Annotated in this window: 30 protein-coding genes and 1 tRNA gene; 15 read left to right on the top strand and 16 right to left on the bottom strand. The window is 56.2% G+C overall.

The features are described from left to right. Entirely contained in the window at window positions 1-954 is a 954-nt protein-coding gene (locus WLZ34_RS05575) for a metallophosphoesterase family protein (RefSeq protein WP_434731066.1), read from the bottom strand. 52 nt (window positions 955-1,006) lie between these two features. Further along, entirely contained in the window at window positions 1,007-2,626 is a 1,620-nt protein-coding gene (locus WLZ34_RS05570) for an APC family permease (protein ID WP_434731065.1), read from the bottom strand. Window positions 2,627-2,736: 110 nt separating this feature from the next. Between WLZ34_RS05570 and WLZ34_RS05565 the strand changes: the two genes are divergently transcribed. After that, window positions 2,737-4,062 (top strand): aspartate aminotransferase family protein, encoded by a 1,326-nt coding sequence (locus tag WLZ34_RS05565; RefSeq protein ID WP_434731064.1) that lies wholly within the window; start codon window positions 2,737-2,739, stop codon window positions 4,060-4,062. Here the strand turns inward: WLZ34_RS05565 and WLZ34_RS05560 are convergent. Beyond that, a tRNA-Cys gene (locus WLZ34_RS05560) sits at window positions 4,063-4,163 on the bottom strand. It abuts the gene before it with no gap. A gap of 243 nt (window positions 4,164-4,406) precedes the next feature. Between WLZ34_RS05560 and WLZ34_RS05555 the strand changes: the two genes are divergently transcribed. Then, a complete protein-coding gene (locus tag WLZ34_RS05555; RefSeq protein ID WP_434731063.1) occupies window positions 4,407-5,441 on the top strand; it encodes a PhoU domain-containing protein in 1,035 nt (344 codons plus the stop codon). Window positions 5,442-5,561: 120 nt separating this feature from the next. Here WLZ34_RS05555 and WLZ34_RS05550 read toward each other — a convergent pair whose 3' ends face one another. After that, window positions 5,562-5,843 (bottom strand): hypothetical protein, encoded by a 282-nt coding sequence (locus WLZ34_RS05550; protein WP_434731062.1) that lies wholly within the window; start codon window positions 5,841-5,843, stop codon window positions 5,562-5,564. A gap of 47 nt (window positions 5,844-5,890) precedes the next feature. Next, complete coding sequence (gene prf1 / locus WLZ34_RS05545; protein ID WP_434731948.1) at window positions 5,891-6,988, bottom strand: peptide chain release factor aRF-1; 1,098 nt, start codon at window positions 6,986-6,988, stop codon at window positions 5,891-5,893. A gap of 191 nt (window positions 6,989-7,179) precedes the next feature. On the opposite strand from prf1, the gene WLZ34_RS05540 reads away from it, so the two are divergent. Then, entirely contained in the window at window positions 7,180-8,115 is a 936-nt protein-coding gene (locus tag WLZ34_RS05540; RefSeq protein ID WP_434731061.1) for a lysylphosphatidylglycerol synthase domain-containing protein, read from the top strand. After that, window positions 8,116-8,349 carry a hypothetical protein gene (locus WLZ34_RS05535; protein WP_434731060.1) on the top strand — a complete coding sequence of 78 codons (234 nt, stop codon included), beginning with the start codon at window positions 8,116-8,118 and terminating at the stop codon, window positions 8,347-8,349. On the opposite strand, the gene WLZ34_RS05530 is transcribed toward WLZ34_RS05535, so the two are convergent. Beyond that, window positions 8,335-8,622 carry a hypothetical protein gene (locus WLZ34_RS05530; RefSeq protein ID WP_434731059.1) on the bottom strand — a complete coding sequence of 96 codons (288 nt, stop codon included), beginning with the start codon at window positions 8,620-8,622 and terminating at the stop codon, window positions 8,335-8,337. The two genes, WLZ34_RS05535 and WLZ34_RS05530, sit on opposite strands and share 15 nt — an antisense overlap. A 101-nt stretch (window positions 8,623-8,723) precedes the next feature. On the opposite strand from WLZ34_RS05530, the gene WLZ34_RS05525 reads away from it, so the two are divergent. Beyond that, window positions 8,724-9,329: a transcriptional regulator gene (locus WLZ34_RS05525; protein ID WP_434731947.1), complete on the top strand. Its 606-nt coding sequence runs from the start codon at window positions 8,724-8,726 to the stop codon at window positions 9,327-9,329. A gap of 65 nt (window positions 9,330-9,394) precedes the next feature. After that, window positions 9,395-9,688: a hypothetical protein gene (locus WLZ34_RS05520; protein WP_428727462.1), complete on the top strand. Its 294-nt coding sequence runs from the start codon at window positions 9,395-9,397 to the stop codon at window positions 9,686-9,688. A gap of 15 nt (window positions 9,689-9,703) precedes the next feature. Here WLZ34_RS05520 and WLZ34_RS05515 read toward each other — a convergent pair whose 3' ends face one another. Further along, window positions 9,704-10,420: a TatD family hydrolase gene (locus WLZ34_RS05515; protein ID WP_428727463.1), complete on the bottom strand. Its 717-nt coding sequence runs from the start codon at window positions 10,418-10,420 to the stop codon at window positions 9,704-9,706. Further along, a complete protein-coding gene (locus tag WLZ34_RS05510) occupies window positions 10,417-11,028 on the bottom strand; it encodes a hypothetical protein (RefSeq protein ID WP_434731058.1) in 612 nt (203 codons plus the stop codon). Before WLZ34_RS05510 ends, WLZ34_RS05515 begins: the two co-directional genes overlap by 4 nt. Window positions 11,029-11,122: 94 nt before the next feature. On the opposite strand from WLZ34_RS05510, the gene WLZ34_RS05505 reads away from it, so the two are divergent. Beyond that, window positions 11,123-11,818 carry an HAD family hydrolase gene (locus tag WLZ34_RS05505; RefSeq protein ID WP_434731057.1) on the top strand — a complete coding sequence of 232 codons (696 nt, stop codon included), beginning with the start codon at window positions 11,123-11,125 and terminating at the stop codon, window positions 11,816-11,818. On the opposite strand, the gene WLZ34_RS05500 is transcribed toward WLZ34_RS05505, so the two are convergent. Continuing rightward, complete coding sequence (locus tag WLZ34_RS05500; RefSeq protein ID WP_428727466.1) at window positions 11,778-12,071, bottom strand: ArsR family transcriptional regulator; 294 nt, start codon at window positions 12,069-12,071, stop codon at window positions 11,778-11,780. The two genes, WLZ34_RS05505 and WLZ34_RS05500, sit on opposite strands and share 41 nt — an antisense overlap. Before the next feature lie 70 nt (window positions 12,072-12,141). Between WLZ34_RS05500 and WLZ34_RS05495 the strand changes: the two genes are divergently transcribed. From WLZ34_RS05495 to WLZ34_RS05485, 3 genes are all read left to right on the top strand, one after another. Beyond that, complete coding sequence (locus WLZ34_RS05495) at window positions 12,142-13,461, top strand: TIGR04013 family B12-binding domain/radical SAM domain-containing protein (RefSeq protein ID WP_434731056.1); 1,320 nt, start codon at window positions 12,142-12,144, stop codon at window positions 13,459-13,461. Window positions 13,462-13,582: 121 nt separating this feature from the next. Further along, window positions 13,583-13,936 (top strand): DUF167 domain-containing protein, encoded by a 354-nt coding sequence (locus WLZ34_RS05490; protein WP_434731055.1) that lies wholly within the window; start codon window positions 13,583-13,585, stop codon window positions 13,934-13,936. Between the two features lie 254 nt (window positions 13,937-14,190). Then, on the top strand, window positions 14,191-14,970 hold the full coding sequence (locus WLZ34_RS05485) for a hypothetical protein (RefSeq protein WP_434731054.1): 780 nt from the start codon (window positions 14,191-14,193) through the stop codon (window positions 14,968-14,970). Window positions 14,971-15,020: 50 nt separating this feature from the next. On the opposite strand, the gene WLZ34_RS05480 is transcribed toward WLZ34_RS05485, so the two are convergent. From WLZ34_RS05480 to WLZ34_RS05455, 6 genes are all read right to left on the bottom strand, one after another. Further along, complete coding sequence (locus WLZ34_RS05480; RefSeq protein WP_434731053.1) at window positions 15,021-15,155, bottom strand: hypothetical protein; 135 nt, start codon at window positions 15,153-15,155, stop codon at window positions 15,021-15,023. A 234-nt stretch (window positions 15,156-15,389) separates the two neighbouring features. Next, entirely contained in the window at window positions 15,390-15,674 is a 285-nt protein-coding gene (locus tag WLZ34_RS05475; RefSeq protein ID WP_434731052.1) for a hypothetical protein, read from the bottom strand. 3 nt (window positions 15,675-15,677) lie between these two features. Next, window positions 15,678-15,839, bottom strand: coding sequence for a hypothetical protein (locus tag WLZ34_RS05470; RefSeq protein ID WP_434731051.1), 162 nt, complete (start codon window positions 15,837-15,839; stop codon window positions 15,678-15,680). Between the two features lie 8 nt (window positions 15,840-15,847). Next, window positions 15,848-16,135 carry a hypothetical protein gene (locus tag WLZ34_RS05465; protein ID WP_434731050.1) on the bottom strand — a complete coding sequence of 96 codons (288 nt, stop codon included), beginning with the start codon at window positions 16,133-16,135 and terminating at the stop codon, window positions 15,848-15,850. A gap of 70 nt (window positions 16,136-16,205) precedes the next feature. Beyond that, entirely contained in the window at window positions 16,206-16,871 is a 666-nt protein-coding gene (locus tag WLZ34_RS05460; RefSeq protein WP_434731049.1) for an HAD family hydrolase, read from the bottom strand. Next, a complete protein-coding gene (locus WLZ34_RS05455) occupies window positions 16,864-17,421 on the bottom strand; it encodes a hypothetical protein (protein ID WP_434731048.1) in 558 nt (185 codons plus the stop codon). Before WLZ34_RS05455 ends, WLZ34_RS05460 begins: the two co-directional genes overlap by 8 nt. A 76-nt stretch (window positions 17,422-17,497) precedes the next feature. Here WLZ34_RS05455 and WLZ34_RS05450 point away from each other — a divergent pair, with 76 nt between their 5' ends. Continuing rightward, complete coding sequence (locus tag WLZ34_RS05450) at window positions 17,498-17,803, top strand: TRAM domain-containing protein (protein ID WP_428727532.1); 306 nt, start codon at window positions 17,498-17,500, stop codon at window positions 17,801-17,803. Then, window positions 17,803-18,141, top strand: a complete 339-nt coding sequence (locus WLZ34_RS05445) for a hypothetical protein (protein ID WP_428727533.1) — start codon at window positions 17,803-17,805, stop codon at window positions 18,139-18,141. Before WLZ34_RS05450 ends, WLZ34_RS05445 begins: the two co-directional genes overlap by 1 nt. A 5-nt stretch (window positions 18,142-18,146) precedes the next feature. On the opposite strand, the gene WLZ34_RS05440 is transcribed toward WLZ34_RS05445, so the two are convergent. Beyond that, on the bottom strand, window positions 18,147-18,635 hold the full coding sequence (locus WLZ34_RS05440; protein WP_434731047.1) for an adenosine-specific kinase: 489 nt from the start codon (window positions 18,633-18,635) through the stop codon (window positions 18,147-18,149). 156 nt (window positions 18,636-18,791) lie between these two features. Here WLZ34_RS05440 and WLZ34_RS05435 point away from each other — a divergent pair, with 156 nt between their 5' ends. The 3 genes from WLZ34_RS05435 to cysS are packed head-to-tail and all read left to right on the top strand — an operon-like array spanning window position 18,792 to window position 21,522. Further along, a complete protein-coding gene (locus tag WLZ34_RS05435; protein WP_434731046.1) occupies window positions 18,792-19,370 on the top strand; it encodes a hypothetical protein in 579 nt (192 codons plus the stop codon). Continuing rightward, the gene (locus WLZ34_RS05430) at window positions 19,367-20,098 is read left to right on the top strand and encodes a purine-nucleoside phosphorylase (RefSeq protein ID WP_434731045.1); all 732 of its coding nucleotides are present in this window, start codon (window positions 19,367-19,369) and stop codon (window positions 20,096-20,098) included. The genes WLZ34_RS05435 and WLZ34_RS05430 overlap by 4 nt, the downstream gene beginning before the upstream one ends. A gap of 5 nt (window positions 20,099-20,103) precedes the next feature. Further along, complete coding sequence (gene cysS, locus WLZ34_RS05425) at window positions 20,104-21,522, top strand: cysteine--tRNA ligase (RefSeq protein ID WP_434731044.1); 1,419 nt, start codon at window positions 20,104-20,106, stop codon at window positions 21,520-21,522. Window positions 21,523-21,580: the final 58 nt, after the last annotated feature.

Raw genomic sequence — 21,580 nt, 5'->3', positions numbered from 1 at the left:
CTACCCCTCTATCTTGTAGTAGTTGACCAGCCTCTCCCCCTCGACCTCCACGATGTAGGCCTTGAGGACCCCCTCGCTGTACTCGCTCCCGGGGTTCACGACTACTGTCCTACCGATCACGTCTTGCCCGCCCGACTCGTGTATGTGGCCGTGTAGACCTATAACGGGCTGGTACTTCTCTATCACCTTCCTCACGGCCTTAGAGCCCACGTGCTCGAACTGCGGTACGCCGGCGACCGTCACCACTCTGAGGTCCTTGGTGAGCTTGGGTGCCAGGTCCAGCATCGTGTTGTAGGGCGGGGCGTGGAAGTTGAAGATCGACTTGGACGGGTCGGCCAGCTTCGATATCAGTTTCTCCAAGTACTTCTCCAGGTCCTTCTCGTCTTTCTCTCGCGGGGTCTTCCAGGGGGTCGGGTTGACGTAGGGCGACGACACGACTTCCAGCTTCTCCACTGTGAAGACCTTTTCAAGGGGGTACACCACGCCCCTGTCCTCGTACTCCCTTACCACGCCGTCGATCACCCACTCGTCGTCGTTACCTGGCATCACGACCGTGGTCACGCTCCTCGTGTCGACTTTGCTGACGAGTAGCTCCAGCCACCTCCTCATCCTCTCGACCATCTTCTCCACCATGACCCTGTTCACAAACTCTGGGTTGTTCTTCAGCTCCTCCAGCTCTCTCTCGTCGACCCTGACGTAGTAGGCCCCAGCACCCTCCAGCTTCTCCTCGAAAGCCGCCACCTCGCTCTCGCTCTTCATAACCCACCTCGAGCCGAAGTAGCGGGCCGTCCAAGTCCCGTCGCCGTGCCTGACGATCGGGACCAAGACCTTACCTGTCAAGTCGCCGGACAACACCAGGACGTTGGCCTTGTACATCTCTTGTGCTCTGATCCACTTCCTCCATACTAGCGTAGAGCCGTGGACGTCGACCGAGAAGAATATGCGTGAGACCATGCCGGTACATCTCACACTCTATTCTATGGATTGAAGGGTAAAAAACGTGGTTTTAAGCTGGGGGTATCTGCCCGTAGATCTTACTCGGGTCTATACCCTTCGCCCTGTTCTTGGCCATCATGTACACGTAGATCGATATGCCTAGTACGCCGGCGGCGATGTTGACCATTTGGACCGAGGGCTCGGGGTACGACGTGTATAGCATGAGCCACCAGCCGATGGCGAAGACTACTATGCCCAGCACTGAGGTTGCCACCTTCGACCTGAAGACCGTCCGCTCGAAGATCTCGGGCCTCCACCAGGGTAGTAGTGTTAGTGCCAGGCCGACAGGCCAGACGAATATGAACAGGCTGAAGTCCAGCCAGGAGATCAGTGCTGTGGCGAGAGTCGCGCCTAGGTTCTCGTAGTACGTTATTATGGCGCCTAGGCCGGCTATGATGGCTGTGATGTGGTTGGCCCAGGTTGGGGCGGCGAACCTGGGTGAAACAGAGGCCAGTTTCTCGGGTAGGGCCCTGTCAAAGCTCATTGAGAAGAAGCCTCTCACGGCCGCTACCCAGACCGGTATAGCGGTGTTGAGGTACCACAGGAAGTAGGCTAGCCCTACTATGACGGCTAGGACCGGGTTCGGGAAGGCGATCGCTATGTAGAAGGGTACGGAGGGCTCTGGTAGAGGTTTGCCTGGGAGGATGCTCGAAAGGACGTCCGGGTAGTTAGCCCTCAAGTAAGCGTAGGCGGCGAGGAAGTCGTAGTTGAAGACGTAGGGCAGTATGAAGGCGTTGAACAAGTAGAGGGCCATGACCACTGCGTAACCGGCGAAGAGGCCCTTAAGGTAGGACCTGCTGGGGTCCTTTACCTCGCTACCAATGAAGGTGGTTACCTCGAGGCCGGACCAGGCCCACAGCGTCCAGAACAGCATCCCGTATGTGCCGATCAGCAGGGGGTTGGCTGTCAGGACAGGGACGTTGTACTGCTTGCTTACAGCCTCGTTAAAGGCGACGCTCATTATCTTGGAGGTGCTTCCAGCCCCGTAGATGGAGTCGAAGGCCGCCACCCCGTTGTTGGCCCCCACGAAGGACAGAGCGGCGAGCGTGAGCACTGTGACGATGAGCGGTAGTATCGTGCCTATTCTCATAGTCCACTTTATGACCTTGATACCGCCCATGTTGAGAGCCCAGAGTACCGCCACTAGTATTATCGATATCACGAGCTGGTTTACGGGGTCTATGAGCGCGTTAGCCATGTTGATCAATGCCGGGTTGTTTGAGGCGACCCCGGCCACGGCGAGCGGGCCGCTGAACGCCTTTAAGCCGATGTACATTATGAACCCCGCTGTCATGGCACCGCCACCGCCCACAATGTAGTACCAGAACGGGATGTAGCCCAACACCGAGTGCAGTGTCCTGGATACCACGACGTACATGCTGCTAGACCTCGGGAAGGATGCCGCTATATAGTAGAACGCTATCGTCAGCGGGAGGAATATCAGTCCAGCTAGGAAGAACGCTAGTGCTATGTTGCCGCCGTAGGTGTCGGGGTAGCCTAGTACTTTAACCGCGTAGAAGGTCATACCCGACGCTGCGGGGCAGGCTATAGACCACAAGGCTACGTCGATCCACGACAGCTCCCTGACCAGGCCTGACGCCCTTCTTACAAAAACTACTTCTTCTGACATACCCCACCACAAGTGGATATTTTTCCCGGGAAGAATATAAATTTTTATGCCATGTAAGTAGGGGCTTTACGTGTATGGATGTTGAAAATCTCATTCGAGAAGAACGTAACGTGATCCCACGACCGTTCGTCCTCAAGTACTTTCCCCTAGTCCCTTCGAGAGGGCGGGGTTGTAAGCTCTACGATGAGGCGGGGAAAGAGTACATCGACCTCACGTCGGGGGCCGCAACCTACATAGTGGGGTTCAACCACCCGGACGTCGTTAGAGAAGTCGTAGAGCAGGTAGAGAACCTCTTCAATTACACCACGCTCTACTTCTACAACAGACCCTCCATTGAACTGGCCAGGAAGCTCGTGGACCTCGCGCCGGGGCACTTTCCAAAAAAGGTCGTGTTCGGCTTCAGCGGGTCGGACGCCATGGAGATAGCCCTCACGGCGTCTCTAAACTACGCGAGAAGGCGGAAGCTGGTCAGCTTCACCGAGTCCTTCCACGGGACTCTCGTCCTCTCGGCAAGCGTCAGCGGGATAATACGAGACGTCCTCGGGGACCAGGGCGGTCCATGGTACAAGGACGTGGTGTTCGTCGAGTACCCTAACCCGTACAGGAACAAGTGGGGCGTGGACGGCTACGAGAAGCCGGGGGAGCTGACCTCCCTGGCACTTAAAGAGCTAGAGGAGGCCTTGAGAGCCGCAGGCGACGTGGCGGCCATTGTGATAGAGCCTGTTCAGGGAGACGCGGGGGTGGTCGTCCCGCCCAAGGACTTCGTGAAAGAGGTGGCCGTGCTCGCCGGCGAGCGCGGCTCACTGCTAGTAGTCGACGAGGCGCAGACCGGGCTCGGGCGCACCGGGGCTTGGTGGGGTATCGAGCACTACGGTGTAGCACCCGACGTACTGGTATCTGCCAAGGCGTTGGGCGGCGGCTTCCCCTTGTCTGCCGTGGTGGCTAGGAGCGATGTACTCGAGGCTCTGCCGAGGGCTGGGCTAGGGTTCACAAACATGGGGCACGCCGTCTCCTGCAGGGCTGGACTGGCCACGATTAGGGTCATAGAAAGAGAGGGCCTCGTAGAGAGGGCCCGTGTTCTAGGGGACTACTTGGCAAGGAGGCTGAGAGAGGTCCAGGAGAAACACCCCGTGATCGGCGACGTCAGAGGCCTCGGTCTCATGGTGGGTGTAGAGGTAGTCGAAGACCAGAGGTCGAGAAGGCCCTCCAGGGCCAAGGCTTTGAAAGTGGCTTGGAGTGCGTGGAGAAAGGGGGTTATAACGACTCCCCTGGGCAGGCACGGGAACGTCCTCCGGCTTACGCCGCCGCTCAACATCCCGCTTGAGGACCTAGAAAAGGCGGTAACGGTGCTGGAAGACGCCGTTAAAGACGTGGAGGAGGGCCGGGTACCCGACGAGGCCGTCGAAGGCGTCGAGGGGTGGGGGTCGTGGAGCTAGAGCCGGGGGCGGGATTCGAACCCGCGGTTAAACGGGTCTCTGAGCCCCTGACTCGAGAGTGCCCTGCAGCCCGCCGCCTTAGACCGCTCGGCCACCCCGGCTTCAAGTCTAATCTTGTGTTAGAAGGGGTTATAAGCTGTCTATCGTCCAGCGGCTATAAAGCTTTAACGTGAGGTTATTGTCTGTATGTTCAGGGCTGTTTAGGATGTCCTGTTCTTTTACCCCGTTTTTCCTACATTAAGTTTTTTGTGTATATATTCGGTCATGTAGCCTGCGGTTAAGTATTTAAGGGTGTTAAGAATATATGTGTGTGAAATACACGTATGTAATGAAAGGGGGCGTATATGGCGAGCGTAGAGAGGAGGAAGGTGCAGAAGACAGGTAGTTCGTCGTTTATAGTCACTCTTCCTAAAGAGTGGGTCGACGCCGTGGGATTGAAGAGCGGCGACTATGTCTACATATACGAGCACGGCGGTAGGCTAGTCATAACCCCGGGGACCTTCGAGATAGGGCAGCTACAGGCCACTATCAGGGTATTCAGCGAGGCTAGGATCGAGGAGATCTTCAGGACGATAGTGGCCTTCTACCTAGCGGGCTACACGAACCTGACGGTGTCCTTCGACTCCTCACTACAGAACCTCGCGAAGAAGATAAGCGACCTGAAGAGCATGGTTAGAATAAAACTGGCGGGCATAGAGGTCATAGACGAGACGTACAACACGATCTCCTTCAAGATACTGCTAGACCTACGCGAGCTACCGCTAGAGAGCAGCCTGAGGAGGCTCCACTTAATAGTCTCGAACATGATGAGGGACAGCCTCTCCAGCTACAAGAGCGGCGACAAGGCGCTAGCGGAGGCGGTCATCCAGAGAGACGACGAGGCGGACAGGTTCCACTTCATGATCGTCAGGGAGCTGTCCATGGCGCTCCTCGACGTCAAGGTGATGCACGACCTCGGGCTCTCATCACCCGTTGAGACGATCAACTACAGGATCATAGCGAGGAACCTGGAGAGGATAGCCGACCACAGCGTCAACATAGCAAAGAACGTCATAACGTACGGTAAGCCGTCTAGCATGGCCGACGACATCTACAACCTCGGCGTATCGCTAATAGACCTGCTCAACAGTGCTATGGGGTCTCTCTACAAGCTCAGCAGGCAGGACGCTGAGGAGGTCATACAGAAGACGCGCGAGACCGTGAGCAGGATCGACGACCTGGTCGCGAAGGTCGTAGTAGCCAACATACCGGACCGCGAGAAGGCCTTCCACATCATGGTGCTGGACAGCCTGAGGAGGATAACGAGGTACTCGAACGGTATTGCGGAGACGTCGATCAACATCAAGTCCAGCAAGGTTTCGTCGATAGACATCAAGTAGGCGCTTCTTCAGAGCGGCGAGTAGCTGGATTTATAACCCTACTAGAGAATCGTTTTTCTAGGTGACCCCGGTGCCCATGCTACGCCCCCGTGTACCGGGGGTGGGTGACCATGGGTCGGGTCACTCCCGGCTCACATAAAACCTCCTGCTCCTCTCCTTCGCCGGGATAAACCTCCTGTCCTCCTCCCCCGTCTCATGTATATCCTCGTGAGCCTCCGCGTCGACCTCCAACTTTTTCTCGGCGATGTAGGCTTTGATTAACTCGAGTGGTATATTATCGAACCTGCCTATGATGTGGGTTATACCCTGTAATCTCAACCACTCGATGAAGTCTTCTTCGAGTCCTGCCTGAACTATTAGCTCGAGGTACTCCCTCCTCTCCCTTGGTTCGAGGAAGGACAATTCGACCGCCATATTTTACTTGGACTCCGCGTGTAAAAACCTTAACGTCAACCAGCCTTGTACCTGAGTATTCCGGCTACGCCGTTGAAGGTCTTGTAGAACCACTCGCCTTCAGGCATGTCGTTGTTGACCACTACTACCTTAGCCCCGTAGTTCTTGGCCTTCTCCAACCACTTCTCCACGTCGCCCCTCTCCTCGGAGACCACTAGTACCTTGACGGCCCCCATCTCCAGCGCGTTGTTCACCTCGTCCTCACCGTAGACGACCATCCCGTCGTCTTTAGCCAAGTGGAGCTTGAACTCCTCGATGACCTGCAGACCCTCCACGTACTCCTGCTCCTTGAGCACGTCTTGGGCCTTCATCACCATCTCTCTCAGACCTGCCTCGCCCTGGTAGGAGACGTCGATGAGCTGGTTTATTAGGATCTTTTTCAGCCTGTAGTCGAGGTAGTCTGCCTGAACAAAGTCGTACTTGCTGTAAGCGGGTCCACCCACGAGTACGGCCTTTAGCTTGCCCTGCTCTAGCAGCGGCAGGAAGGCCCTGTTGGCGTGCTCGCCTACCTTCTTGTAGAAGTCCTCGACCATCTGCTCTATGATCCTGTCGTACCTTCTCTGGCTCTGCCCGCCCTTCTCGTGCTTGCCGGGTATGTACTCCTCCATCTCCTCCAAGACCACGAGCCTGTTCCCCTTCAGTAGGCCGAGAGTTGCGGCGTCCCGCTCGACAATTATCAGCCCTATGACGTTGTGCTCGTAGACCATCTCTTCGAGGAACTCGGTGTGGAAGTACTTGTCAGTCCTGTAGAAGAAGAGCTTCACTTCCTCTGGCGGGATCAGCATCACGGATATGAAGTCGCCGGTCTCGACGTCCTCGCCGGCGAAGTAGACTAGGCCGTTGTCGGGTATCTTGGTGACCTTACTGAACCTGTCGATCGCCGAGGCGAGCGCCCTCTGCACGGCGTTCTTAGTCCTTTTCAGCTTGATGTTGTCGGATATCGACAACTCCTGCCTTAGCAGGTTGACAACGTCGCTCACAGGCCTGCCGGGTGGGACGTAGAGCGAGAGCAGTACTGTCGCGGGCGCCTTCCACTTCTTCAGCTCTTTTATGATCTCCCTTAGCCTTTGCTTGTCAACTCTGAGAGCCTCGATCTTCTCCTCGCTGTAGCTAAAAGCCCATACCCAGCACCTGGACCACTGATTTCCTTGACTCCTAATAAACGATACGATTTTAAATAACGAGGCCAAGATAGAGCTCCGACCATAGGCTCCAGCCCTACCAACCTGATCCGATGAGGTTGCCGGAGGGGGCACATGATCAAGGTAGCTGAAAGTGATCACGCGTGACAGTGAGTGTGGACGTTAAGAAGTGGGCAACATCGGTAGTCGTGGTATTTGCCACCATACTGTCTTACAGTCTCGTCACTTCCAGCTATACCGCGGTCTTTAAAACCCCGCTCACAAGCCTCGCCCTGGCGTCCGCGACACTTATGTTCGCCTACTTCGTCTCCTCTGTGAGGCTGATGATAATACACTCGAGGTACACGGGCACTAGGCTAGGCGTGTCAGAGTACTACAAAGCCAGGCTGGTGGGGAACCTCGTAGGGTTTCTCACACCGTCTGCGGTAGGAGGCGAAATCGGTAGAGCGGGCTACCTCTCGTCAAAGGGCTTCCCATTCACGGACATGGTCGCAGTGTCGTACTACGAAGTCTTCTTCGACGTCGTATTCTGCAATGTCATGGGCATCGTCTTCTCCGTGTACCAATTCCCCTGGACCCTCCCAGTCCTCTTAGTGGCCTCGTTCACCCTCGCTACGTGGGTTGCTATTTCAGCCGTACTCCTCTACGCGGGGGGAAGACAAGTCTCCAATAGCCGGGCGATCCCTGGCTGGAGAGGGCTCGGAGAGCGGGTTTTACTGCTGGCCGCTAACATAGCCAGGGCTTTCAAGTCCGTCTCGAGAAGAGTGGGGGTAGTAGACCTCGTGTATATCGTGTTGCTGACCTCCGCCTCCCAGGTGTTACAGGCGGCGTCCCTACTCGCAATCATGGGTGTTTACGCTGCCAGAGGACTGGTCGCCTCAATGAGGGCGTACTTCTACTCTCAGAGCCTGAGCTCCATCCCGACGCCAGGGGGCGCTGTGACCTCGGAGTACGGGCTCAGCCTAGTCGTAGACCCCGAGACCGTGGTCTCGTTCAGGCTCGTGTACGCGCTCGTCAACATAGTCCCCGGGCTTATTATAATGCTTAAGACCTATACTGGTAAGAGAGGGAGGGTTTGATTGGCCGAGTTTGGGGAGAAGCCCGCCTCCGCCTACCTGTCTATCCACCTCGTGCCTTGCGACGCCAAGAGCGAGTGCCCCTTCTACAAGCTCGAGAAAGCAGATGAGGACCAGTGCGTGGCGGTCTGTACTGTGACCGATAGAGTCCTGACCAGGTCCAGCGCTAGGAAGTGCCTCACCCTCTGGAGAGAGTGCCCCTTCTACAAGCTCGGCGTCGAGTCAAGCAGTAGCTAGGCCTGGCTCGCCTAACGACGGAGTGGTTGGGGCGGTGATCCTACTAGCCACGACGAGCACCTCGACGAGCTCCCTAACGCTAGGCACGTCCGCTATGTGCAGCTCTCTCACGCCGTCGATCTCGAGCTTGACCCCCTTGAAGCCCTCTAACAGGACCTCGTAGACCTCTACTCCGACACCGTAATCTCTCCTAGCGATCTCCACCGCAAAGTCCACTATGCTCTTGATCATCATGGACAATTCGTCGTTACCGTAGAATACGGTCAGGTCCATGCCGCGCACCCCTCCTCTAATTGGGTCGAAGTTTGCTTTTAACCGGTGTGAGAAAAAACTTAAAGCGGTGATTGACAGAAATCATCTCTTATGGGAAAGAGGTGGACACGTTGTCCGAGTTCATTATCGACTTCTCAGACGTGCCCCTAAACCCCTTTGGGACGCGTGACGAGCAGAAGCTGGAGGCTGCACTGATAGTTGGGACTTTATACAGCCCGGAAGTAGTCGAGCTGTTGAAAGACCCGGTCGAGAGGACGACGTGGATCGACAGCTTGGCCGTGGCGGCGGCTGCCTATGCTAAGTACAAGGCGGGGAAGCCGATAAGCAAGATCGCAGAGGAGGTCGGGAGGAGCGAGCACACGATCAGGGCCCACATACAGGGCAAGACCAAGGCAGGCAAGCTGATCATATCGACCTACGAGAAGCTCAAAGCCGGGACTCTGAGGGTCGCTGTGCCGTTCGTTTCTGGTGCACCCCAGGTCGAGGCAAAGCCCAGCGAGCTCGAGAGAAAAGTCCGAGAGCTGGCCAGGGAGAGGGACACTTTTCTCGCGAAGGTCTCGGAGCTCGAGAAAGAGGTCGAGAATCTCAGGAGACAGCTCGAGGCGTGCCGGGAGGAGAGCGGCAAGCTGAGCCGCGTGGTCGAGGCCGTGAAAAGCCGACTGCAGGCGCTCGAGGAGATCAAGCAGCTAATCTCCCAGCTAGCGTGATAGCCCCTTAATACCGAGCTACACCCCTTTAAAGCGTCCCGACCACCACTTTAAGAGAGGGTCTGATGGAAGAGGCCGTGCTACTCGTCCTGGACCTAGGTGGTAGGTTACTAAACTTCGTCGCGGACATGAACACGCCGCGTGAAGTCGTAGAGTCGCTCTCCAAGCTCGGTTACGGGGCTTACAAGGCCCTCAACAGCCTCTCGGCCATCGTAGGTCTCGGCGACGTTCACAAGTTGAGCTTCGAGGTAGAGGGGCTCACAGTGACGGTAACACAGCAAGGAAACAGAGTTATAGTCGTAGCACACAAGAGCACAAACGTGAAGACGGCCAGGTCCAGTGCCACAGCGGAGGCCTAAACCACCCCCCTCTTTTTACCCGAACAGCCTGAGGTAGTTCCTGTAGAACAGGCTCGTCAGGTAATCCCTGCTAGCGCCCCTAGTATTTGCCAAGAAGTCTACTGTCTCGTTGATTAGGCGGGGGTTGAGCTTCAGCCCCTTGTACTCGTACGGGGAGTCGCTCTCTGTTAGAGCCCTCTCTAGGTCGGCCACTTCGAGGACGCGCCTGTGCTTGTCCTGGATTTTGAAAGCGGGGTTCAGCCCGACGTAGTAGCCCTTCTCCTGGATCTCCTCCAGCAGGTCGAGGGGTCCGGTGTACCAGTGGAAGTAGGCCCTCTCGATGTCGTTTCTCAACAGGAGCTCGTAGACCTCTCTCCAAGCTCTAGGCGTGTGGAGGTTTAGGACCAGGCCGTAATCTCTAGCTAGCGCCAGCAACTGCTTGAAGAAGTCCAGCTGTCGGTCGAACGTCTCTGGTACAAACTGCCTGTCAAGTCCCACCTCCCCAAGGCACTTAACCGTGTCCGCGCTCCTCTCCACCAGCTCTACTACACGCCTGTAGTCCTGCCCACCTATCTCCCAAGGGTGAAGGCCTATACACGGCCGCACCTCGATCTCTCCGCTCAGCTCGAGCGTCCTCAGGCTGGACTCGTAGTCGTCGCTGACGCATACCAGAACGTAGCCCTGCTCGACGAGTGCTCTCAGCTCGCCGACGTCCATCTCGTGGCAGTGGACGTGCATGTCCACGATCTTCATCTGAGCTCCACCCCCTCGTCTCCCAGGCACTTAGCCTCGACTTCCCCTTTAACGACCCCGTCGATAACTTCCACGCTGATAAGCCTCCTCTCGACCGCGTTGAACAAGCAGGTGGACGCCCCGCCGGCAACTACCGAAAGCATGTCGCGTATTTTGTCGAGGACTGCGTCATCTATGGACTGGCCCACCACAACAGCGTTGTCTAGCCTCCCACCCGCCTTCGAGCCCCCTTTGAGGAGGAATATAGGCCTCCCTCTCGCTAGAACCTTCAGTACGCTTACTAGATACCCGTCTACGCCTGTGTCGGCTAGGTCTGAGTCCGTGGGGGTAACAACGTAGACTCCCTCCTCTACCTCTACTAGTCGCCCCTCGACGCTAGTACAGTCGAGGTGGCCGCCCCCCGGGTGCCACACAGTGTACAGGCTGCCGCCCCACGCCCCCACATTGAAACGTACGCCGTTACAGATGACCCTCTGTGTAGGGCTGTGCTTGAACACCACGGGGCCAGCACTCCTCGGCTTGACATGGTAGACGCCGTCTTCGAAAACGACCTCGGCGTTCAGACACTCGAACCTGTCTCCGACCTCGCAGACAGCCGTATAGCTCATTTAAAAACCCCCTCGACACTCAACAATTCTAGATGATGAGTTTGCCGAATATATGATTAGGTGAATTGTCTCCCGAAGACTGACGTGACCCTCTATGACACGCTTCAGGATCCTGGTGTCGGACTACGACCTAACGCTCGTGGACAGCCTTATGGACTTCTACCACGCCTTCGCGGAGACGCTCCGATCGCGAGCTGGTAAAAGCATCGACTTCGACACCTTCTACAGGCACTTCGAGTCGGACAACTTGAACGACCTGATACCAGAGCGCTTCGACAAAAACGACTTCTGGAGGTTTTTCAGGGCCGTGTACTCGAGCCGCTTCACCTACCCCTACAGTTACACGAGCCAATTTCTCAGGATGGTGAAAAGCGCGGGGGCTAGAGTGGTGATTGTCACAGGGCGTTACACTCACTCGTCGAGCATATGGGACGACCTGCGGAGGTTCGGGCTCGACGAGTGCGTCGACGAGGTGTACACAGCCTACGACATACACCTCATGAGGGGCTCCGAGGAGTACGTGTTCGACAAGACCTGGTTATTGAAGTGGATCACGAGCAAGCACGGCGCTCGGCCCTGCGAGGTTGTGTACGTCGGCGACTACACCTCGGACCTTAAGAGCGCGCTGAAAGCCGGCGTCAGGTTCGTAGGCGTGGCCAGAGAAGGTGGTAGGAGGAAGATCCTCGAAGAAAACGGGGCTAGGGCTTTCCGCGACCTAGTCGAGGTCTCGATCTTCCTCTTCTCAGACACTATGCTGGGACTGCCCTGTAGCGACCGTCAGGCCCCGTGATCACGAGCCCGTTCTCCACCAAGTTTGAGAGAGCCCTCCTGATCTTGTCCTCGCTTGCGATCCCGCTTAAGACGAGGTGTACCTCTTTCAGATTCAGTGGCTTCTCCAGTAGAAGAGCGAAGATTATGTCGGTCAACTGCTCCTCGTTTGGAGCAGTCATCAGCACAACGTCGTCATCCTCGTGGAGGATCTTGAGCCTGACTTTTCGGCTGAGTCTCTCTAGTTCGTCAGGGGTCAGCTCGATGTTGGCCATAAGAACCTCCTCGGGAAACTATTTATAAATTAAATAGAGGTGGTCTTGGGATAAGCTTTTTGGTGGTTTTTTGAGAGTAGCTTTCGTTCTGTACCTGGACAGGTATACTAGGTACAGCGCCTACAGCGTAGCCGCTCTCCTAGACATGTTGGGAGAGGTCTCAACCTTCCTGGTGGAGAGCCGCGAGGCAGTATTCAGGGTTATAGACTATGCGTCGTCCAACTACGCGAAATGCGTTGTAGGGCTCAGCTTGCTGACCACGAGGCTCGTGGACGAGACCTTCAGGTCCGCAGCGGCGTCGATCGTGGGGCTGGCCAAGAAGAGGGGCTGCGCTGCTGTGGCGGGCGGCCCCCACGCGTCGGGCGACCCCCTAGGCGTCCTGCTAAACCTTGGGTTCGACGTCGCCGTAGTGGGCGAGGGGGAGCCCGCAATAGAAGACCTCGTAGACCACCTCACGGGCGGTAGAGAGTTGGGCGAGGTGAGGAACGCGGTGTACAGAGACACAGACGGGGGTATCCTAGCCGGACCCCGCGCCGAGCCCGTCGAGCCCGACGAATACCCCCCGTTCCCATACTGGAGGCACTTGTACACCCCCATAGAGATAACAAGGGGGTGCTTCCACGGCTGCTGGTACTGCCAGGTCAGCTACACCCACGGTTTCAAGGTAAGACATAGGAGCGTAGGCAATATAGTAGAGTACGCCAAGATTATGGTTGAGGACGGTGTCAGAGACGTCAGGTTCATTACGCCGGACGCACTGTCGTACAACTTAACCAGCATAAACCAGAGGGTCGACGAGGACGCCATCGAGGAGCTCCTCGGCTCGCTGAGCACGGCCGTGAAAGCCAGGGGTGCCCGTATATTCTTCGGGAGTTTCCCGAGCGAGGTGAGACCCGAGCACGTCACCGAGAGAGTAGCCAAGACCCTGAAGAAGTACGTGTCTAACAGGGAGATCATAGTGGGCGCCCAGTCGGGCAGCGACAGGGTCTTGGAGAAGATACGTAGGGGGCACAGAGTCGAGGACGTGCTGAACGCTGTGAGCATACTCGTCAAAGAGGGGTTCAGGCCTAGCGTCGACTTCATACTCGGGCTACCCGTGGAGACGGAGGACGACATGGCCGAGTCCATTAGACTCGCGAAGAGGCTCGTAGAGATGGGGGCGAGGATACACCTACACTACTACCTCCCCCTACCGGGAACACCGCTGTTCCCCCGGCCCCCCGCGAAAATACCGGAGAGGATTAGAGCCGAGATAATGAGGCTCGTCGGGTCCGGTCAGGCCTACGGGGAGTTCCTGGAGCAAGAGAGGCTTTCTGCCAAGATAGTGGAGCTGGTGAGCAAGGGGTTCATACGCCCTACAACTAGGCGACCAGTGCTAGAAACAGGCTGAGGTGTCATCGGCTTCAAAACAGCGCCCGGTCTCGTCACAGCTCGGCTCCGCCATAGTCCCTCTACATCGCCTTCATGAATGACCACGGCGAACAAAGGTTAATAGGCTTGTGGGTGATAAAATGAAAGTGTGGGACGCAATGCCCCGCCTAGAGGACGTCATACGGAGGAACCTGGAGAGCTCCTCTAGGGGTGTCATACTCAACATCATAGTACAACCCGGGTCGCCGACAGAGGGGTTGGTCATCGAGGGCAGCGAGCTGGTGTTCCAGACAGTCGAGCCCGAGGGTAGAGGGCGGGAAAACGCGGCCCTAGTCAGGTACCTCAGCAAGAACCTTAACATACCCGTCTCGAAAATAGACATCGTGTACGGAACCAGGGAGAGGTATAAGCGGGTCCTCTTAATGGATATCAACGAAGAGAGGCTGATTACACTCCTGTCGAGGATCCTCGCTTGGCCGGGCGAGGGGAGGTAGGTTTTCACCTCGTCTCTTGTGTTACTGTAGTATTTTTCCACTATGGGCAAGATCATTGTCAGATTATCCACTACCCACCGGCTCTAGAGCCGTTAGTGTAGGTTATTAGTACTCGACGTACCGGACATGTTCTGGACGTGTTCCTCGGGTCTACGTATTCCTCAACATAGACGAGCTAGAGGTATTGTTAGGACCTAGTAGTATCCCGGCAACCGAGTTCCTATTCAAATTCCTCGAGCCGGAAGCACTATTCCTTGAAACGGGAAGACGAGGGTTCTACGGTTATTAGCAGAGGGGGCGCTAGGATAAGAGCACTTGGTATAAAGCCTTTCGTAAATTTTATATTTACGTCGGCAAACTCATTATTTTGGTGTAATATTGTGAGGCACGATTTAGTCTTGGCTGGGTTATTCCTCCTGTTTTCAATAGTCCTAGCCTCAGCTGTTATTCTAGCAGAGCTGGGCTATGGCCCGGGCGACTGGCTGAGGTACAGATATAGCATCTCGGCTGGAGGAGCTAAATGCGTATACATTATCAAAGTAACTGTTAGAGACGTCCAGGGCACTGTTGTCAAGTATGATGCTGGGATCGAGAAGCTTGAGAGCGGTGATAGCACGCGGTGTTCTTCTCTTAGTGGTCTACTGGTTCTCGGATTAGCTTTCTCAAGCGCTACGTCTAAAGACGTTTCAAGCCAGGGGCCTGAGGGAGGAGACTTCTTTATAAGCCCACAGTACTCGGGTGACTACACTACTAGTAGCGGGTACAGGGTCTCCTACAAGAACGGTGTCTTGGTTAAGATAGAGGGTGAGTCCACAACCGGCGTAGTAGCCACAATCAGCGCGGAATTAATTGATACCAGTATAGGATGGCTTAAGCAGGGGATAGGACAAACACTGTTCACGCAACAACTCCTAATAATTATAGCCATAGTAGCAATAGCCGCAATAGGGATAGCCGTATACTTTATTGCTAGAAGGAGAGCTGTAGAAACCCCGCCTTCACAACCCCAGCAGCCCAGTGTCCCAGGCAATTAGCTCCTCCGGGGCATTTCTACTCTCCTACTCGGCATCGAGAAAGCTTACTCCTAGCCGGCTACTTGGCCAAGCCTTGTCCTGAGCCTGCTAAGCTCGTCTACAAAGGCGTCTACGTCTTCTATGTCGTTGTACAAGTGCTTGGAGACCCTGACTCCAGACACCCCTAGGGCTCCTCTGTAGGACACCACTACGCCTTTCTTGCGGGAGCTCCTCGGCTACCCTGATTTCTCTCCCCTTCTCTAGGCCCGTCTTAACCAGGGATATGCCAGACCAGTGCTTTTTGTCGCTCGTGTAGCCGTAGATGTTTTAGCCCTCGCTACTCAGCTTATCAATGAGGTTCTTCTTGACGCTCAAGACGTGGCTTTCGATGCTCTCAATGCCAATGCTGTTTATGAATCGGGCTGCCTCGTAGAGCGCTACTATTGAGATGCATGACCTTCCCTGCCCCACTCGAACTTTGAGACGCTCTTAGAGACCGGCGGCGACCAAACGTCTTTGTCTGGGTCAGGCCAGTAGCCGCTCCAACCGCTACCGGGCTCCTCACTGTTTAAAATGCCGTAGGGGGCTGGGTTGAGCCCTTCAAGCAGCTCTTTGCTGATATGCATGAAGCCCGAGCCAACGTGGGGGTTTAGCATCCACTTCTCACCGCCAACGCAGAGGACGTCCACGCCTCCTTTGGCGGCGTCGGGCCTTAAAGCACCCACGTGCTAAACCCCATCAACTACTAGATTGGCTCCATGCTCGTGGAGCTCTCTCGAGAGCTCTCTCAGATCTATTCTCCACCCGGTAATCCACTGGACCGAGGACACCACTGCTACCTTGACCGAGTCGTCGGCCTTCTCGAGGTCTCCCGTCTCGTAGATCCCCATGCCCCCGGCTACCTTGACTCTGCAACCCCTGACTTCGCAGAGGGACTTGACGAGGGACGTAATAGTGGGGACTCCAGGTCTAGTGCGAGGACGCTGTCACCTGGCTTCAGGTCGAAGGCTCCCAGCACGTTCTTCAAGCCCTCCGTGGTCTGAACCGTAAAGGTTACTTCATGGGGGTCTCCACCGACTAGCCTGGCAACCTCTCTCCTGGCCTTCACCACGTACCCCTCTAGGTCTTCAACGCCCAGCTCGCCGCTGTAAACGGCTTCTAGCAGCTTCTGCAGAGATTCGTACACCGGCGAGGGCATTAAGCCTACAGAGGCCGTGTCGAGGTCCTCGCTTGGCCGGGTGAGGGGAGGTAGGTTTTCACCTTGTTTCTCGTATGCTACTGTAGTATTTTTCCACGATAGGCAAGATCTCTGTCAGATCCTCAACTACCCACCTGGCTCTAGAGCAGGCCTCACCACAAGGCTTCACGGCTACCGAGTTGCCCACGACGTTGAAGATGTCTATGTCCCACACGTCGTCGCCCACGTAGGTCACCTCTCCCAGATCGAACCCCGATTTTTCGGCCAGCTCGGCGATGAACCTGTGCTTCTCCATCAAGGGGACCCTGACTAGGCCCCCCGGCACCAGCTCGTCGCCCTCGTACCTTAACTCGTTGTAGTAGCAGAGACTTATGCCGAGCCTGCTACATACCCTGCCAACGACCTCCCCTATCCCGGAGCTCACGACTGCGACCACGTAGCCCTCCCTCATGAGGCGGCTCACAACACCGGGGGCCTCTTCTCTCACACCGATCCACGAGACGGCCCTTTCTACGTCCTGTCTCCTTATCGGTTTCCCGTAGCTGTGGATCATCAACGCGACGTCTATCTTCATCCAGTCCTCGTAGGTTATTATGCCTCTCCTGTAGTAGTCCGCGAAGAGCCTGTTGTCCCGGCTACCGAAGTACTCGTGTAAGACGGCCCAGCTGCTCTTGGCGGTGGTCAGGACGCCGTCGCAGTCGAAGACTATTAGCCCTCTACCCACCCGCGACAACCTCCCTCAGCCTCTCCACGTCACTCTTATCCAAGAAAGTCGTTCTGCACTGGACGACCCTTATTCTGCCCCCTTCGTACGAGATTCTGACTACGAAGTCCTGGCTTACCCTCAGTAAGACCTCGTTCCCTGCCAGAGACGCCTCATAGTTGGAGAACATGGACTTGACCCGCTCGAACAACTCGGCGAGCTCCGACTTCACGGGCTCACCCTCGCTCAGCCTCTGGGCCATGTCTAGTGCCCTGGCCCTCACCTCGGGGAGGTCTCTGTACTCCTCTGCGACCTCTCTTAGGATGCCGACGAGGACTTCCAGCGCGTTACCGCCCTTGAACGCGCTGACGAGTAGCTCGAAATCCTTGCTGTTAAAGTAGTCTAGTAGCTTCTCGGGGTTCCCGCCGTAGATGCTGAAGCCGTACCTCGACTCCGCTTGGGATATGAGCCTCCTCACCTCGTCCACGGTGTTGGCCTGGATCTTCCCCTCTCTGATAGCACTTCCAAGATGGGGGTTCACGATGTTCCTCAAGAAGTCCTTTAGGGCCATCAGTGTTCAACCTATGGTTTTTAAAGGGGCTCTTACCTTATATATCAGCGACAACGCGTGGTGGATGGGGTAGTTAGTGAGTAGACATCAGAAGAAACACTCGTGGGCTCCTTACACGAGCGACGTCCAGAAATTCAGCATCTACCCCAGCATCAAGAGACCGGAGGAAGAAAGGGAGCTGAGAGTTGGCTCGATAGCCGTCCTGAACATCGACGAGGTAGACGAGAAAGGCAACGGGATCGCCAAGTACAAGAACGTGAGGGTAATCGTGAGGAATGCTAGCCTGGGCTCCAGAGTCAAAGCGCGTATCCTCAAGCTCGCCCCCGACTACGCGGTCGCCGAGGTTGTGGAAGTACTAGAGGACTCCTACGTGGATTACTGATGCCCGGAAGAAGCTTGTTCTCCGAGATAGCGCAGGTGGTCGGGGCCGAGGTCGCGTCGACGCTCGAGCTAGGGGAACCCATTGAAGGAGAGGACGCCTGGCTGGTGCTAGACTACCTGTTGGAGAACAAGCCTGTCGAGGTCGTTGACGAAGAGGAGGTTGTAGAAGGAGGAGAATGCTACCACGTCGCCCTGGTCGTGGAGGGCTCCTACCTCTTCTACCTGTTGAAGATGGGTAGGGTTAGCAGGTGCGTCCTTATAGAGGTCGGTAAAAACAGGGTGGAGAGCGTACTCGACGAGGTTTTTCGTAGGCTAGGCAAGTGCGGTGAGGAGGGCTAGCCGGCCTACTTCTTGTAGCCGATCTTCCTCAGGAAGCCGTGCCTCTCTTTTTTGTCCTCGTCCCCCTCAACGCCTAGCGGCGTGTAGCCGTCGACTACGCCGACTACCGCCCTGCCCTGGTCTGTCTCGGCTACTAGGACTTGAACAGGGTTCCCAGTCGCGACGTAAATGGACACGACCTCTTGCACGCTCTTCAGCTGGTTTAAGACGTTTATCGGGTACGCATTCCTTATGAAGAGGACGAATGTGTGGCCCGCCCCGATCGACAAAGCAGCGTCGACTGCAGCCCTAGTTAGCTCTTCATCGTTGCCCTCGTATCTCACGAGCCTCTTCCCGCTGGCCTCGTTAAAGGCCAGGCCGAACCTGATCCCGGGTACAGAGGTGACGAGCACCTCGTATATGTCCTCGACCGTCTTGATGAAGTGGCTGCGCCCTATTATCACGTTGGCGCCCTCGGGTATTTTAACGGGTTCAACCTTGAAGGACACGGACACCCGAGAACACCATACTAAATATTCGCACGAGTTTTCGTATTAAGGTTTCCTAGGCCAATACAAGGAGCCTTCTTGATGTTGAAGGATTAAATAGGTGATACGACCTTAAGAGAAGCAGAGCCCCACTGTTTAAAAGGGTTTGTTATGAGGGCTGTTTTGAAGATCGTGGATTTGAGTCCTTACGTTGAGAACGACGGCGTCGTCACCGCCTTACTCTACAAGCAAGAGGAGAAGTGGAGCGAGGTCGAGGTCGAAGAGGGGCTTGAAAGCCTTCTCTCGGTGGCGGGGAACACCATATCCAGCAACCCGCCCCAGGTGAACGTCCTCAGATTCGTCGAAGTAGAGGCGCCGGGCATGAAGGTAACGATAGGCGAGGGGTCTGTTGAAGGCGTCGAGACCGTGATCTCCCCCATCCCGGCCTACTTGAGGTCTATCAAATTCGTCAAGGTCGAGGGAGAGAGCCCTGTAGTCGTGCACGAGTTCAAGCCGGGCAACCCTAGCATCGTTTACGACTCGTCCATCGCCTTCGGCAAGAAGCTTGAGTACGACTTAATCCTCGTCGAGACAAGCGAGGGGGTCAGGGTAGTCTTTCCCCACGAGCTCCTACTCGAAAAGGTGAAGACCGAGACTAAAAAGAGGAGGAAAAGGCGGAAGGCGCGGAGGAGTAAGAAGAGTAAAGCAGAAAAGAAGAAAAAGAGGAGGAGTGGTAAGAAGAGGAGGAGGGCTCGTAGATGAGCTTCAAGGAGTTACCCCACATTAAGGCTAGACCGGGAGACATAGCAAAAAACGTCATCGCCGTGGGCGACCCGGGTAGAGTAGACCTGTTGAGCCAGCTTCTCGAGGAGAGGAGGGTCGTCAACGAGCACAGAGGTCTAAAGGTGGTGACGGGGACCTACAAGGGCGTGAAAGTCTCCATAGCCACTCACGGGATAGGCTGCCCCTCTGCGATGATAGTGTTCGAGGAGCTGGGCATCCTAGGCGCGAGGCGGTTCGTAAGGGTCGGAACAACGGGGGGTCTGAGGAGGGATATAAGGGTCGGCGACGTCGTAGTCGCCACGGGAGCTGGCTACACCCAGGGGGGATGCGGCCTAGGGCAGTACATGCCCGGTATATGCGGTGCCACGAGCCCACACCCTGTTTTAACAGCCAGGATTATGGAGTCGTTGAGCAGGCACGGGGTCAAGTTTCTAGCGGGGCCCGTCTACAGTAGCGACGCCTTCTACGCTGAAGACCCATCGTTTGCCGAGAAAATGAGCCACCTGGGATTCGTTGCCGTGGAGATGGAGGCCGCCGGCTTGTTCGCGCTCGGCTGGATGAGGAGTTGGGAGACGGCTGCCGTACTGGTAGTCAGCGACGTTCTGCCGTCCGAGGAAAAGGTGTTCCTCACAACAGCCGAGCTCGCTGACAAGTTTACTAGCGTCGCAAAAGCCGTCCTAGACGTATTCTCGGAGCTAAGGGACTAGAGGGTATGGAGGTAAGGCTCTACAACACGCTGAGCAAGGAGTTGGAAGTCCTCAGACCCGTTGAAGAGAGCACTGTCAAGATGTACGTCTGCGGCCCTACAGTGTACGACTATACGCACATAGGGCACGGCAGGACGTACGTCGTGTACGACGCCTTGAAGAAGTACCTATCGCTTAGAGGCTACAATGTCATACACGTCATGAACATCACCGACATAGACGACAAGATCATCAGGAGGGCCCAGAGCGAGGGGAGAGACTGGAGAGAGGTCGTCGACGAGTACACGAGGGACTACTTGGAGGGCCTCTCCAAGCTGAAGGTAACAATAGACCACCACCCCAGAGTAACTGACCACATAAGGGAGATCATAGAGTTCATACAAGTATTAATAGACAAGGGCTACGCCTACGTCGCACCGAGCGGTAGCGTGTACTTCGAGGTCGACAAGTACCCAGACTACGGGAGGCTCTCGGGGAGAGCCAGCAAGGAGCTGTGGAGCCAAGAACCCGAGTTTCTCGGCGAGAAGAAGAAGCCCTACGACTTCGCGCTGTGGAAAGCGAGCAAGCCAGGGGAGCCGTACTGGGAGAGCCCATGGGGTAAGGGTAGGCCGGGGTGGCACATAGAGTGTAGCGTGATGAGCTCTAGGTACCTAGGGGGCCGGTTCGATATACACGGTGGCGGGACAGACCTGATATTCCCACACCACGAGAACGAGAGGGCCCAGAGCGAGGCGTACTACGGCGGCAGGTGGGTGAGTATCTGGATGCACACGGGTTTGGTGATGGTCGGCAGCGACAAGATGAGCAAGAGCCTGGGCAACATAGTGCCTTTGAAGGAGGCCTTTGACAAGTGGGGGCTGGCGCTGAGAGTCTGGTACTTGTCTTCCCACTACAGGAAGCCGCTGGTCTTCTCTGAGGAGGCGCTCGAGCAGTCTAAGAGGTTCCACGAGAGGTTCGTGAACACGTGGAGCCTGTTGACGAGGCTGGAGAGAGAGGCCGTCGACAGACACTACGTGAGAGACGAGGACATAGCACAAGCCAGGAAGCTCCTCGAACTCCGCAACAGGTTCCACGAGTCTCTGTCAAACGACTTTAACACCCCTGAAATGCTCGCCGCCGTCAACGAGCTTATGAGCTTCGTGAATAGAGAGCTGGCCTACAGGCCCGTCCACATGCTGGTGTCGATCGCCAAGAAACTGTTCAGGGAGGCTAACGCGGTCCTGTCCCTTGTAGAGGAGGCCGAGACGTCGGCAGAGGAGGAAGTGGACTCGCTGGTGAGGCTAATAGTAGACGTCCGGCGCGAGCTGAGGAGTCTGAAGTTGTACGACCTCGCCGACAGGATCAGGAGCGAGCTCATGAGGCAGGGTATAATACTGCAGGACAAGGGGCTAGAGACCACCTGGATCAAGAAGAAAACTCGTTGACTCCTCCCAGTAAGTGCGTAGAAGTGCGTCGCAACCACCACACGCAACACGGTGCGCG

Origin of the sequence: Thermogladius sp. KZ2Tp1 (assembly GCF_051131135.1) — an archaeon.
Lineage (GTDB): Archaea > Thermoproteota > Thermoprotei_A > Sulfolobales > Desulfurococcaceae > Thermogladius.
This window is presented reverse-complemented; position numbering and strand designations above follow the sequence as displayed.